Raw genomic sequence first — 14,883 nt, forward strand, 5'->3', positions numbered from 1 at the left:
TTTTTTGTTTAGTTGGCTACATCTTTCGAGTTGAGAAATTTAGGTTCTCGGGATATTTAGGCTTTGAGGGCTGGGGATGGAGGCAATAGCTCGCAGAACAAAAGCGCAAGCCAAGGGGATTTAGCATCGACGATGCCGACAGGTTCCCTTTGGCTTACGTTAGGCTGAGACACAACTGAATTAAAAAATCCAGGGGAATATGCGTCAATTACAAATCCGAGTCCCGCAGGGTTGCGGGCAACAGGTGGTGAAGATTGCTCAGGATTATGATGCTTCCAATCTGATCCAGTTTGAGGCAAAAGACCCAGCAGATCCCGTGGATGTGGTGTTTTTGCACGTTTCTAACCGCCGAGTGGAAGGATTGCTTGAGGCGTTGGAATCCATTGAAAACCTGGCAGTGACCTTAATTCCTCGGGGAGTGATGCCCCTCCATCCGCCAATCGCGGGGGCCCCCGATCAAGTGACGGAGGTTCAGCCACTCAGTCCAATCGAGATTTTTCTCGGAGGATTGCAGAGTGTGGGATCTTGGCGGGGATTTTTGGGATATGCGGCCCTAGCGGGGGTGGTGGTGTGGATTGGCTTGTTTACCAATAGCAACTTTTTATTGATTGCCGCGATGATGATTGCACCATTCGCGGGTCCGGCGATGAATGTGGCGCTTGCTACGGCGCGAGGGGACAAAAACTTGCTCAAACGCAGTCTGTTGCGTTATTTTAGCGCCTTGGCGGTGTTAATTGCTGTGACAGCTTGCTTGAGTTTAATCATGCAGCAAGACATGACGACCCCGTTTATGGTGGAAAACTCTCAAATTTCCTCCGTCGCCATTTTACTGCCTTTAGCCGCAGGGGCTTCTGGGGCGTTAAATTTGGCGCAATCGGAACGCAGCAGTTTGGTGGCAGGGGCATCGGTGGGAATGTTGGTGGCGGCCTCCCTCGCTCCCCCGGCGGGAATTATCGGCATGTCGATTCCCCTGGGACGTTGGGATATGATTGTCAATGGCCTATTTTTGCTGGTGTTGCAATTATTCGGGATTAATGTGTCGGCAGCCATTATGTTTCGAGTGTTTGGAGTAAGGGCCCGGGGGGCTAGATATGATCGCGGCACGAGAAAGCTATTTCCGATTTCGCTGGGATTGACGACTGTTGGACTGGTGGCGTTGCTGATGTTGCAGTTTTCTGATGCTCCCAATTTTCAGCGGCCTAGTCGGGCACAGCGGATTAATGCAGATATCAAGGAGGTGGTGGCAAACAGCAATTTGGCGGAGTTCGTGGAGGGGAATGTGCGGTTTGCTCAGCCCAATATTTCTGACCAAAATACGCTACTGGTGGTGGTGTATGTGCAGAGTCAAGAGGGGGTGGATTTGTCCACAGAAGAGATTCGTCGTCGTCTGACACAGGCGATTCAGGCTCACATTTTGCAGGAAGATTTTAATGTGACTCCCTTGGTTTCGGTGACGGTGTTGGAAACGCCTGATTTTTTGGAGAATTCCCGGTAGGTTCAATCTGGGGAGGGGTGGTGATGATGAACAAACAGCGTCAGGCGGGGGGCAACTCCACGATCAACGTAGGTTAAATGGACTGCAAGTCTTATGACGCAATGTTTTTAGTCGGTTTTTAACTGACTGTTTTTATGGGTTTAAGCCCTAGCTGATTATTGCTATGAGGTTCAAAACTCCACCAGTTGTTAGTCCTGTTTAATCGCTAATTCATCTCTCAATAGGAGTAGAGGCAAAAGTAGGAAAAATAAAGGAAAAAAGGTAACGACTGATCGCCCAATCCTATAGTAGCATTCAGCCCTGAAATCTGAACCGACCTATGGGAGAGCGATCGCCGAGTGAGGAATAGGTAAATAACCTCACCCTTCCGAGAGATGAATCTCCCTGGTGAGCGTGATGTAATTAAATATGTAGGGCGGAAAAATTGTTTAATTTTTCCAAACAAAATCAAGTTTTTAAACAGGAGAAAAATATGGCTACAGCATATCAAAAACGAGCCGTTGGCATATTCGCCACTCAGAGCGAAGCCGAACGAGCACTGCGGGACGTTAAAGATAGTGGTTTCCCCATGGACCGCGTGTCTGTGATTGCCAAGGATAAAAATCGTCCAGTCTCGGATGACCTCCACGGTGGGGACGAAGGGAATAAAGCTGATGAAGGTGCAGCCGTCGGTGCAGCGACGGGTGGGACAATCGGAACCATTACGGGTTTACTCGTTGGTTTGGGTGTACTTGCCATTCCTGGCATTGGTCCCATTATGTTAGCTGGGGCAACGGCAACCGCCGTGGCAACGACTGCCGGGGGTGCTGCGATTGGTGCAGCAACAGGTGGCCTCATCGGTGCTTTAGTGGGTTTGGGTATCCCTGAAGAACGCGCCAAAGTGTATAAACAGCGCGTTGCCCAAGGTGATTACTTAGTGATTGTCGACGGAACTGAAGCGGATATCACTCGTGCCGGTAAGATTTTAAAACAGGGTGGTATCGAAGAATGGGGTGTGTATGATGCTCCCGAGAACCATGACAACCGTGACAACCGTGGGAACCATGACGTCAACAATCAGGCTAATGGGGTCCGTCGTCAAGAAACAGCCGCCAAAAATCGCACCTCTATGCTGGAACAGGAGCAGGAACAGGAACTAGCACGGGCACGGGAGCGGGAACAGGAACTGGCTCGGGCACGGACACGGGAACAGGAACAGGAACAAGAACTGACACGGGCACGGGCTGGGAAACAGGAACAAGAAGTGGCTCGGAAACAGGAACAGGAACTGGCTCGGGCACGGGAACAGGAACAGGGACAAGAACTGGCACGGGCACGGGCCGCGGAACAGGAACAGGAGCTGGCTCGGAAACAGGAACAGAAACTAGCACAGGCACGGGAACAGAAACAGGAACAGCAACTGGCACAGGCACGGACTGGGGAACAGGAACAGCAACTGGCACGGGCACAGGAACAGGAACTAGCACGGGCACAGGAACAGGAACTGGCACGGGCACGAGATGCGAATCGCACCGATGGCGATGTCCTTTATGAGGATAGTGTCGTTAAGGTCGTTGATTACACCAGAGACCGGGATGGCCGCCGGTAATCCTAGGTTTTTCTAAGACCGGATTAGGCTGGAACCCTTCAGCTTAACCAAACTGAAGGGTTCCAGTGCTCCTTCTCTTGTTTCTTTACAGAGAATCTTAAACAGATTATTTCAATTGGGGTGATTGGATGGAGCAAGAAAATCCACAAATTTCACTAAGTTTGTAAACGGCTTGCATCTAATCGCACATCTAAAGCTAAAAAAAATCAGGAAACGAACCATGAAAAAGATTACTCCCTTTTTACTCGGAATCACTGTTTTATTCGGTGCTGGTGCTTGTCAGGAGTTAGAACAAACTTCTTCTGATGCTCCGAGCAGTCTGGACGGAACCAGCGATGACCCGGCTCAAGTTCAAGATACTCAGGACGATTCTACAAGTGATACGCGTCGTGCTCAACTCGATAGTGACATCCGGGCGCGGGAAGAACGAACGGATGCGTTTGGCGACCCCGAAGACCGCTCAGATGGTGACCTCGCCAGTGAGGTCAGAAGTAAGTTGGAGGCGAATATTACCCAAGGTCAGTTGGGGGTTAAGGCTGAAGATGGTGTGGTGACTGTGGTGGGAACGGTTCCTAACGAAGCAGACCATGATTCGATCGAGACGTTAGCCCGGGAAATTCGCGGGGTAAAAGATGTGGAAGTAGACGTGCGAATTGTTGAACCGGAGGAACCGGATGAGGATTCGGACGATCAATAGAATAAGTGGGCAATCATTATCGCGATAATGATTGCCAATTGTTAAAAAACAAGGTGCGTTAGATGTTTGTCTAATGCACCTTGTTTGTTGGAGTGGGTTAAACTCCTCTCGTGTTTCCGTCCTCTTGCGGGGAAAAGATAGGAAAAGACCTCTTCCGCAATATGCCCGAAGTGAGTCTGAAAGGGTTTCCGTCCCCTTGCGGGGAAAAGATAGGAAAAGACCTGAAGGTCGGACCTACGGCCTTCCTGTACGAAAAAGGTCAGCTCGTTTCCGTCCCCTTGCGGGGAAAAGATAGGAAAAGACACTGGAGCGCAAAGGATGTTCTCTTCGGAGAATTTGTTGTCATCTGTTTCCGTCCCCTTGCGGGGAAAAGATAGGAAAAGACATCTTGGCCCACGGAAAAATCCGATATGGGACTGAGGTGCGTTTCCGTCCCCTTGCGGGGAAAAGATAGGAAAAGACTTCAACCTAATCCACTGTTCTCACACTGGGGCTATTAAGTTTCCGTCCCCTTGCGGGGAAAAGATAGGAAAAGACTTGTTTATGGCGAACCGCATTGACAGTGCCCGCGAGGGTACGTTTCCGTCCCCTTGCGGGGAAAAGATAGGAAAAGACGTAAGCGACTATCAGAACACTACGCCTGAAGTCCAAGTTTCCGTCCCCTTGCGGGGAAAAGATAGGAAAAGACCCTCTTTCAACGGTGGCGTGAAGCGGAGCCCCGCTGTTATCGTTTCCGTCCCCTTGCGGGGAAAAGATAGGAAAAGACTTCTACACCAAACACTATGATGAAAAAGGTCTATGGGTTAGTTTCCGTCCCCTTGCGGGGAAAAGATAGGAAAAGACTGAAGGGCTACGATATCAGACCACAGTCAAAAACGTCTGTTTCCGTCCCCTTGCGGGGAAAAGATAGGAAAAGACGGCATGTCCGCCAGTTCTGCCGGTCTGGGGAACTGGTTTCCGTCCCCTTGCGGGGAAAAGATAGGAAAAGACTCAGGGCTCTTCACCAAGCCCCGCCAATCCGGCAATGGGAGTTTCCGTCCCCTTGCGGGGAAAAGATAGGAAAAGACCAAAACCCTGGAGAACGTGGAGGCCGAGCTCACGGCCAAGTTTCCGTCCCCTTGCGGGGAAAAGATAGGAAAAGACTCAATTTAATAAGATCTTAAATCAGATCAACTCTATGTTTCCGTCCCCTTGCGGGGAAAAGATAGGAAAAGACACGGGTGCGCCCCTAACCTGAGTTCTATTCTGGAAGGTTTCCGTCCCCTTGCGGGGAAAAGATAGGAAAAGACAATTCGTCAAGGCGGCTTCCTGGTTTATTAGTGCGTTCCAGGGTTTCCGTCCCCTTGCGGGGAAAAGATAGGAAAAGACTTGATACGAGGGAAGTAGAGCTGTATACTTAACAGCGTTTCCGTCCCCTTGCGGGGAAAAGATAGGAAAAGACGCGATGCTTATAACTCTGATTGGAAACGGCCCTATGACGCTCTGTTTCCGTCCCCTTGCGGGGAAAAGATAGGAAAAGACGTGACAAGCACAGGTTTCCCCGGTCCCAGTCCCGATAGCGTCCGGCGTTTCCGTCCCCTTGCGGGGAAAAGATAGGAAAAGACTGGTCTTCTGCTGATTGGGATGGTGCAGGGTTTGAAAGTTTCCGTCCCCTTGCGGGGAAAAGATAGGAAAAGACGACGGGCCTACCTGGCGAACGTATTCCAGGACGAGGTGAGTTTCCGTCCCCTTGCGGGGAAAAGATAGGAAAAGACTGACGGGGAGGAAGAACGACGGCGAGGACTGATGGAGAACGTTTCCGTCCCCTTGCGGGGAAAAGATAGGAAAAGACCAAGCCCACTTCTGGGCTCAGTGGCGTGAAGACGCGCATGTTTCCGTCCCCTTGCGGGGAAAAGATAGGAAAAGACCGAGGCTGTGGAGAAGGCCGTCCCCAAAGAAGTTTGGGAGTTTCCGTCCCCTTGCGGGGAAAAGATAGGAAAAGACGCTACGAAGACCCGGAGCAGAATGGCTTGGTCGTCCAGAAGTTTCCGTCCCCTTGCGGGGAAAAGATAGGAAAAGACTTCAATGAGATAGCGAGAGTCATCCAGAGGATCCTCTGTTTCCGTCCCCTTGCGGGGAAAAGATAGGAAAAGACGAGGCCGACCTCCACCAAAGCCCCATCTCGGAGGATAACAGTTTCCGTCCCCTTGCGGGGAAAAGATAGGAAAAGACAGTCCCCTGAAGGAAAATAAAATCGTACCTAGGGATAGTTTCCGTCCCCTTGCGGGGAAAAGATAGGAAAAGACCCGAGTTCCCTGGCGTAACTTCGTCCACCGTGAATTGTTTCCGTCCCCTTGCGGGGAAAAGATAGGAAAAGACTCTTCGAGGAACCAACGCTCCTGTTCGGAGGTGGCCTCGTTTCCGTCCCCTTGCGGGGAAAAGATAGGAAAAGACAGTGGCCGCTGTTGAAGCAGCACAATCCCAGGAAGAATTCTAAGTTTCCGTCCCCTTGCGGGGAAAAGATAGGAAAAGACGAGAAGGTCTCCGGGCTAAACTCCAACTCTCTCTACCGTTTCCGTCCCCTTGCGGGGAAAAGATAGGAAAAGACGGGCGAATGCCCACATGTTATCCATCTGTGCTCGGCTGGTTTCCGTCCCCTTGCGGGGAAAAGATAGGAAAAGACTCTATTTACTGCACCATTCCAGGTGCTTCCGGACTCCCGTTTCCGTCCCCTTGCGGGGAAAAGATAGGAAAAGACGCCGGGAAGTCTGGGCCCTTGAGGAGGTGTGCCAACACCTCGTTTCCGTCCCCTTGCGGGGAAAAGATAGGAAAAGACCCTTTTTTTCTATAATATGTAGGTTGTTATACAACCTTTTGTTTCCGTCCCCTTGCGGGGAAAAGATAGGAAAAGACAATCGCTCGAGGGTTGCCCCAGCCGTCAGGAGATGGACAGTTTCCGTCCCCTTGCGGGGAAAAGATAGGAAAAGACCAAGCAGTGGCTGCAGAGCAAGAGTCGGCGTTCTAAACGTGTAGACAAGTTTCCGTCCCCTTGCGGGGAAAAGATAGGAAAAGACGACCATAGATGAGCTGGGCGGGTATGCCCCCAGCTCCGGTTTCCGTCCCCTTGCGGGGAAAAGATAGGAAAAGACGCAGGATATGGCGCTCCATGGGGATGTCCCCATAGCTCCAGTTTCCGTCCCCTTGCGGGGAAAAGATAGGAAAAGACGGCCCCACTCTACGAAGTCCTCTACAGTAAGAGTGTACCCGTTTCCGTCCCCTTGCGGGGAAAAGATAGGAAAAGACCTACGAAGAAGAGGGTAATGAAGAGGCTTTCTACAGAGGTTTCCGTCCCCTTGCGGGGAAAAGATAGGAAAAGACGCAATTCGAGAAGGCCTCCGGGCTGAACGAACAGTCATGTTTCCGTCCCCTTGCGGGGAAAAGATAGGAAAAGACCCTATAGGTTTGAAACCATTGCTGTGTCGAGTTTTCAAGGTCCGTTTGCGCGAACACCCTTAACATTTCGTTACACGACCACTTCGAGTTGAGAAAAGTCGGCTTGAAAGCGAAGAATTAGCGCACTACTTAAAGCTACAGCCTTTCCCAGAAACTGTCAAGCCCTAAGAACCTTAAGAAAACCTAAAAACGCCCTCTAGTCGCACCTAGACCCCAGTTTTTCAGGGAACGCGGCCTGTGCCGAAAATCGTTACAATTCGACACAAAGCCCCAATTCCTGACCCCGTGGGCATTTCAGCCCTAGAAAATCAAGAAATCCGGGGGTTCATAGGGGGGTGGCGAGCCAAACACCCGAGTCTTCGCCTTCGCCCGCGCATCCAACGGATACACCCGCAAACTATCCTCAGGAATCTCCAACACCACCAACCAACGTTGATGCAATAACTTCTCCAACAGCTTCTCCTCCAGAGGACATTCAAACACCGAATACTGCACCCGCTCACAACGCTGTTCCAATAACTTCGCCAACTTCGCCCGACGCTTGTTATCGCGGACATCGTAACAAACCAACCACAACTGACTCATCAGCGCACCTCAAACGACTCAAACTCATCTAACCGTAAACTCACACAAGCCCGAGCGATCGCCCGGCCCTGTTCCACTAGAATCTGACTCAAGGCCAACTGACGCTCCTGGGGCGGATAGAGTAGCTTGGACTGAAAACGACGCTCCAACTGCTCCAAAAACAGCTTTTTCGCCAAATGTCCTAACCAAACCCCCTCTCCATCCGGCGACGGTTCAAAATCCCGGGCCTCCAACAGAGGCGATCGCACCAACCCCCAAACCACCCAATCCACCACCAAAGGACGAAACTCCTCCATCACATCCAACACCAAATTGGGCCGATAGGGTTCCGTGGCGTGAAAAAAGCCCAAATAGGGGTCCAACCCCGCCTGAACCGACGCCGAAAACACCCGCGCCAACAACACCCCATAGCCCCAACTCAACAACGCATTCACGGGGTCCCGAGGCGGACGACGATTGCGGCCACGAAAGCCCCAACTGGCCGGAACCTGAGTCATCATGGCCTGAAAATACCGTTTCGCACAAATCCCCTCAATCCCCATCAACTGATCCCGAGACAAAGGCGCATCCAACTGCTGTAACTGGCGCACATACACCGCCATCATATCCACCGCCTCCACCAAGGCCGTCACCCGTCCCCCCGTCTCCCGATTGCGCCGTTGCAGGAGCGATCGCTGATTACGAATCTTCCCCAACACCAGCTTTTGCCCTAACCCCATGCCAAACGTTGTTTCCACCACCCGATATTGAGCCAAGCGCAAGCTAGGATTACTGTGAAACTGCCCCTGCAAGCGGCCCCGAAAGCGTCCATCCCGACGCAAAAATAGAGTTTCGACACCACTATCCAACAACAGAGCGATCGCAGCCCCGGTCAACTGCACCCCCGGCAACACCACCACCAACTCAATCTCTGCCAAACGACAACTGCGCTGCCAAGTCCCCCGCTTCAAGTCCAGGCTTTGATTCTTAACACTCACCACCGTTCCCGGTTCCGTCAAATAGAGGGTGGTCATGGCCACAATCTCCCAAAAAGTACCCCTTGTATATACCAAACCCCCTAGAAGAGGCTCCTTCCAGCCCGTTGTTGTAGGATATCCCCATCCTTGCTGCTGTCCTGAGGACAGAGTTATCCATGTCACCAAACCTGATTCGACAACTCAACCGCTACCGTAGCCTGTCTGTGGCCGTCGCCAACGCCATCATTACCTGGGTGATTCTCATCATCGCCCCCCTGGGACTGTTTGCCGTGATCGTCTGTACCGTCCTCATCTTTTTCAGTAGTCTCATCTTCGGCCTACTCGGCGATATCGCCATGGCCCTAATGCTGCGGGATAGCAATCCACCTTCGATGCCCGGTGGTCGTCCCCCCTCCGCTGTAGATTTTAGCCGCGATCGCCTCCCCCAAGACTACAGACAAGACGACAGGGACCAAGACCCCCTATAATCCCAATCAACCCGTCCTGTCTCAGCCTTATTTATGGGAGTCACCGCCCCCCCTTGGAATCCAACCAGCGAACTCGTGGGCCTCGACTTTAACCTCGTTCCCCAAGACACCGCCAACCTCTTCCCCCAATATGCCATCGGACTCCATGCCTGGTTTCTCGACTGCGTGCGCCAAACCCAGCCAGACCTCTCGGCCAAACTGCACGACTCCCCCGAAGAAAAGGCCTTCACCCTCTCCCCCCTCCTGGGAGAGGTTCCCGTCATCGGCCGCCAACTGCATATCCAGCAACATCAGGCCTACCATTGGCGACTAACCCTGTTTTCCGCCCCCCTGGTGACCTGGGCCCAAACCTGGCTAACCCGTCTCCCCAAAACCCTCGACCTGCGTTGTTTGCAGTTCAATCTGCGATCGCCCCAACTCAGCCTCGCCCCCACCACCTATGCCCAACTCCACCAAACGCCCCCCCAGCGACGCTTAGCCCTCAGCTTCGTATCCCCCACCAGCTTTCGCCATCGCGGTCATCACCTGCCCCTACCCAACCCCGTCAACCTCTTCCACAGCTATCTAAGGCGCTGGAATGACTTTTCAGGCATTTTTGTCGAATCCGAACCCTTCCTGGACTGGATAGACAGCCATGTGAGCCTATCTCGACATGACATCCAATCCAGTAAAATTGCCGCCGGGAAGCGAGGGTCGGTCACCGGCTTTACTGGGTCCATTGAACTGACCCTCTCGGCCGCTGGAACCCGGCAAAATCCCGACTTTGCCCAACTGTTTAGCGCCCTAGTTCACTATGCCCCCTATTGCGGGACGGGCCATAAAACCACCTTTGGCCTCGGGCAAACCCGCCTCGGCTGGCAGGACTCTCATCCTCAACTCCCCAGTCCACAAGCCCATCTCGGCGATCGCATTGCCGATCTGACTGACCAACTTCTGACGCAGCAGAAACGCCCTGAGAGCGATCGCGCCCGTCAGGTCTGCCAAACCCGGGCCACCATCCTAGCCCGACGGGAATTGGGCGAATCCCTGACGGCGATCGCCGAAGACCTGGAAATGCCCTATGAAACCGTCAAAACCTATGCCAAACTGGCCCGCCGCAGCCTCAACGGCCCCTCTAATTCCCTTTAAATCTGAAGAGGGGTCTTCCAAGTGGGGGGTATGATGAAACTCATCCAAGCCCATCAGGCAACGCCCACCCCCAACCCAACTGTTATGAAACGTGAAATCTAAATAAAAGGCGATCGATCCGCAAAAGCCAGCAAAACCCTTGATAGGGTGAGCTTACCCAGAGATTATCGCCGGTCTCAAACGGCGATCGCCCAATCCAGACCGATTCCCAGCCGAACTTGCCTAGCTAAATCTACCGCTTCCCTCCTATGACGGCTTCTCCCTACCTGGTTCTCCTAGAAACCTCTGGAAATCAGAACTTCATCTTCTCGACCAACAAACTCAAAGAAAATATCGGCGCTTCCGAACTCACCTACCGCGCCGGGACTCGCTGGGTTCTCGATGCCGTTGCCGATATCAACCAAACCCCGCAATTGCGCCAATGGACGAACAGCCAAGACTTACGAGAGACATTGCGGGACTCTGACCTCAACTCTCCCATCGAACAGGGCGACAACCCCCTCGAAATCATTATCGCCACTTCCGGCAAAGCCCTAATTCTGGCCCGGACCGAAGAGGATGCCAAAGACCTGATTCGTCGGGTCACCCAGCGGGCGATCGCAGAAGGGCCAGGCCTCAACCTCTCGGGAGTCTTCGTTGCCATCGAGGACTGGGAGAAAGATAAAAGTCTCGACAACGCTATCCGCCAGGTTCACCAAACCTTTGAAGAAACCCAACCCTACCGTCCCACCCCCGACGCCCGTTTCCTGAGATTACCCATTATCGCCGACTGTTCCTTCAGTGGCTTACCCGCCTCCCACCTCGAACCCCGTCCAGACAACCAATGGCTGCCCATTTCCCAAGTCAGCGCCAGCAAACGTCAAGCCGCCGACAAAGGACTTAGCCGTCTCCATCAAATCGCCCCCAACCTAATCCGCGACATCAACAAACTTGAAAGGAAATTTGACTCAGAGAAAATTCCCTGGCTGGCCATTGTCCACGCCGATGGGAATGGCCTCGGACAAATTTTCCTCAACTTCGCCCAGTGTTTAGGGGACAAACAAACTAACCGAGACTATATCCAAGCCTACCGAGAGTTTTCCCTAGAACTCGACGAATGTACCGAAGCCGCCTTCCGAGAGGCCGTCCAAACCATTTTTGGCGAATTTGACGAGGCCATTCCTCTGATTCCCCTCATTATTGGCGGGGACGACCTGACCGTAGTTTGTGACGGCAAAAAAGCCCTCCACTTCACCCAAATCTTCCTCAAGCAATTTGAAGCCCAAACTGAACAGAAAACCGTCGTCGCCAAAATCGCCAAAAAACAATTTAGCATCAACCGCCTCTCCGCCTGTGCCGGAATTGCCATTATCAAACCCCATTTCCCCTTCTCCGTCGCCTACGAACTGGCCGAAAGCCTGATTAAATCCGCCAAATCCGTTAAACAGACCGTTATCAAACCGGACTCTAAGCCAATTACGCCTTTTCCCTGTTCTGCGATCGACTTCCATATCCTCTATGACAGTACCCACATTGACCTAGAACGCATTCGCCGTAACCTCCGGCCTGAAACCACAACCTATCTCTATAACCGTCCCTACGTGGTCACTGAGTTAGACAAACTTCAATCCGCCGAGGGTCACGCTTGGGCCAGCCAGCATCACTGGAATCGGCTATGCGATCGCGTTACCCGCCTCCAGTCGGACACGGAGGAGGGGCAAGACAGAGACGGCGATCGCAGCAAACTCCCCAGTAGCCAGTCCCATGCCCTACGAACGGCCCTATTCCGAGGTCGAGAAGCAGCGAATGGACAATATGCCCTGATTAAACAGCGTTATTCCCTGGAAAGGTTTGCAGAGGATGACGAGAAAAAATCCTTGTTTTACCAAAGCCAGGACAAGGGCGACATCACCTTCCACACCACCTTTCTCGATGCCCTCGATGCCCAAGAATTTCTCTAACGGTTTGCCCAGGATGATGCCAAAGCGATGCGTTCTGGCAAGTTCCAACCGAGTCGTCGAGGCCCAATCTTAACCGATACCGGAATACATCCGACCGCTGGGCGACCACAAGGGTACGCCCCTACGTCTTTTCTGTTCCCTGTTCCCTTCTTAACCCATGATTCCCTTCTCCCTCACCATTACCATGCACAGCGACTGGCACGTCGGATCTGGAACCGGACGGGCCGAACTTGACAGCATTGTGCAACGAGATGCCGATGATTTGCCTTATCTCCCCGCCAAAACCCTCACCGGAATTTTACGAGATGGCTGCGAACAGGCGGCCCAGGCCTTAGATAGCGGACTGACGGGCCAGTGGAATGATTGGCTAAAGGTTCTCTTTGGCGATCAACCGGCCCTGGCGACAACCCCCTTAGAACATGAACCTCGGCCCGCCATTGTCTCCATTCATTCGGCACGGTTAGATGAGAACTTGCGTCAGGCCCTGGGCCAGAAGCAGGAACTAAGGACGGCGATCGCCTTTATGAAGCCTGGTGTGGCTATTGATGCGGAATCCGGCTGTGCCAAAGATGACTATCTCCGCTTTGAAGAGATGGTACGTCAGGGGGCCATCCTCACTGCCGAGGCCCAGGTGAATTTCAGCGAAGCCTATCCCCATCTATCTACGGATAAGTACCTTCCCTTTGTCCAAGGACTCCTCACCGCCGGGGCCAAAATGGTACAACGATTGGGAGGCAAACGCCGTCGGGGAAATGGTCGTTGTGAGATCCAACTGAACTGGGGAGATAAAGGAGATCCCCTAACTTGGTTGAAAGACCATTATGATGAACTTCCCGAGATTCCTGAATTACAGCCAACAAATTGTGCCGTTAGCCTCAGTGACAATCCGTTGAATGCTGACGGGACTTGGGTAACCGTTCCCTTAACCGTAACCACCGAGTCTCCCTTGGTGTTACCGGCCCGGACCGTCGGCAACCTCGTCGAATGTCTCGATTATATTCCCGGTCGCTATCTGTTGCGCTATCTGCACAAGAAACTCGGCGATCGCGTTAACATCAGCCAGGCGATCGCCAACAACGCCCTCATCCTCACCAACGCCACCCTAAAGATTGACCAACAGCCAGGTCATCCCACCCCCTTCTGTCTCTTCGGCGAAAAACTCGATGGCGGTCTGAGTAAAGGTCGCAATGTGTACAATCGCTTTCAGGAAACCAACCCCCAAGGAGTCCAACTCAAAGGCGAACGGGGTGGCTATCTTGGGCCCTGGACAGACAACGCCTTACCCGCCTATGGAAAAGTCGATTTAGCCCTCTATACCCACAACACCATCAAGGATGAGATCCAACGGCCCAGCGAGGAGGTTGGCGGACTGTATAGCTACGAAGCCATCCCCGCCGGACTCACCTTTCACGCTGAGTTGCGAGTCTCTGCTGCGGTTAATCAAGAACTGTCCAAGAACAACCCAAATTGGCATGATTTGCTAACTGGAAAAACCCGGATTGGGCAATCTAAAAAAGACCAATATGGCGGGGTCAAGATTACGGTTGACTCTCCCCCGAATCCTGCTAACACACAAACCCAAAAAATCCAAGGAATAAGTTCAGGTTGTCCTCTCTATGTTTGGTTTTTATCTGATGTCTTGATGCGGGGCGATCGCCTCAACCCCACCCTCAATCCCGACGACTTCACCCAAGCCTTAGCCAAGGAATTAGGAGTCAGCCTCCACCTGCGTGAACACCCTAGCTGCTTCTCCATGATGTTACGCCAGCGGCGCACCGAATCCTGGCAAGTGCGTTGGGGTTTACCCCGTCCCTCACTATTAGGTTGGCAAGCTGGAAGTTGTTTAGTCTATACCGTTGAGGGCAATCTCGACCCCGAAAAACTCAAACAAGTGGCCATCCGAGGGATTGGCGATCGTCGCGCCGAAGGCTATGGACAACTGTCCTTTAATGACCCCTTACTCACCGACAACACACTGAGTCAAAAACAGCGAGATTCAGAGTTGGGTGAGTCCACAACGCGAAATCCCACGGCTATTTTACTGCCCAAAAATAGGAACACCCAAACAACAAATCAAGTGCCTGATGACGTTTTCAAATACGCCCGCCTCATCGAAAAAGCCGCCTGGCGTGAGGCGATTCAGTCCAAAGCCTTGGCGATCGCCCAAAATCCTCAAACACGACAAGAAGTCCTGGGCATCAAAATCAATGGCGAGGACAGTTGTCCACCCATGAGTCAACTCGGAGGACTGCGATCGGTCATGGGAAAACTCAGAAAACGAGACGACAGCAGCGCCATCACCTCCTGGATTACCGCCCTAGAAAACGTTGAGAATCGTCGAGAGAAATGGCCCGGCAACAGCCTCAAGCAAATCAAAGACCTCGTGACCGACACCCATAAAATTTGGCAAATCCTCAACCTGGACTCTAAAAAACTGACCCTCACCGACGATGGAACCAGCAAACTCCAAGCCACCCTCTGGGCCGAAGCCGTCCGCACCCTAGTCGATGCCATGATTCGCGCCCACAAACGAGACCTCGAAAAAGCCCAGCAGAACCACTAACCCAAAACCCC

Annotated in this window: 9 protein-coding genes and 1 CRISPR repeat array; of the genes, 7 read left to right on the top strand and 2 right to left on the bottom strand. The window is 52.7% G+C overall.

Going from position 1 to position 14,883, the window contains the following annotated elements; translation table 11 throughout:
* Positions 1-199: 199 nt before the first annotated feature.
* The 3 genes from L855_RS20365 to L855_RS20380 all read left to right on the top strand — a co-directional run bounded on the left by L855_RS20365 (position 200) and on the right by L855_RS20380 (position 3,780).
* Positions 200-1,495, top strand: coding sequence for a DUF389 domain-containing protein (locus L855_RS20365; RefSeq protein WP_159790757.1), 1,296 nt, complete (start codon positions 200-202; stop codon positions 1,493-1,495).
* 472 nt (positions 1,496-1,967) lie between these two features.
* Positions 1,968-3,083 (top strand): general stress protein, encoded by a 1,116-nt coding sequence (locus L855_RS21540; protein ID WP_219729965.1) that lies wholly within the window; start codon positions 1,968-1,970, stop codon positions 3,081-3,083.
* Positions 3,084-3,303: 220 nt separating this feature from the next.
* A complete protein-coding gene (locus L855_RS20380) occupies positions 3,304-3,780 on the top strand; it encodes a BON domain-containing protein (protein ID WP_159790758.1) in 477 nt (158 codons plus the stop codon).
* Positions 3,781-3,892: 112 nt separating this feature from the next.
* Positions 3,893-7,212: direct repeats of the CRISPR family, unit length 37 nt; unit sequence GTTTCCGTCCCCTTGCGGGGAAAAGATAGGAAAAGAC.
* A 300-nt stretch (positions 7,213-7,512) separates the two neighbouring features.
* On the opposite strand, the gene cas2 is transcribed toward L855_RS20380, so the two are convergent.
* Complete coding sequence (gene cas2 / locus L855_RS20385; RefSeq protein WP_087710678.1) at positions 7,513-7,797, bottom strand: CRISPR-associated endonuclease Cas2; 285 nt, start codon at positions 7,795-7,797, stop codon at positions 7,513-7,515.
* On the bottom strand, positions 7,797-8,810 hold the full coding sequence (cas1, locus tag L855_RS20390; protein WP_159790759.1) for a CRISPR-associated endonuclease Cas1: 1,014 nt from the start codon (positions 8,808-8,810) through the stop codon (positions 7,797-7,799). Before cas1 ends, cas2 begins: the two co-directional genes overlap by 1 nt.
* 119 nt (positions 8,811-8,929) lie before the next feature.
* Between cas1 and csx18 the strand changes: the two genes are divergently transcribed.
* The 4 genes from csx18 (at position 8,930) to L855_RS20410 (ending at position 14,872) form a co-directional block, all read left to right on the top strand.
* On the top strand, positions 8,930-9,241 hold the full coding sequence (gene csx18, locus L855_RS20395; protein ID WP_159790760.1) for a CRISPR-associated protein Csx18: 312 nt from the start codon (positions 8,930-8,932) through the stop codon (positions 9,239-9,241).
* A 33-nt stretch (positions 9,242-9,274) separates the two neighbouring features.
* Positions 9,275-10,369, top strand: a complete 1,095-nt coding sequence (gene cas6, locus L855_RS20400; protein WP_159790761.1) for a CRISPR-associated endoribonuclease Cas6 — start codon at positions 9,275-9,277, stop codon at positions 10,367-10,369.
* Positions 10,370-10,617: 248 nt separating this feature from the next.
* Entirely contained in the window at positions 10,618-12,309 is a 1,692-nt protein-coding gene (locus L855_RS20405; RefSeq protein ID WP_159790762.1) for a Cas10/Cmr2 second palm domain-containing protein, read from the top strand.
* A gap of 157 nt (positions 12,310-12,466) precedes the next feature.
* A complete protein-coding gene (locus L855_RS20410) occupies positions 12,467-14,872 on the top strand; it encodes an RAMP superfamily CRISPR-associated protein (RefSeq protein ID WP_246199227.1) in 2,406 nt (801 codons plus the stop codon).
* Positions 14,873-14,883 lie beyond the last annotated feature (11 nt).

This window comes from Sodalinema gerasimenkoae IPPAS B-353 (assembly GCF_009846485.1).
Lineage (GTDB): Bacteria > Cyanobacteriota > Cyanobacteriia > Cyanobacteriales > Geitlerinemataceae > Sodalinema > Sodalinema gerasimenkoae.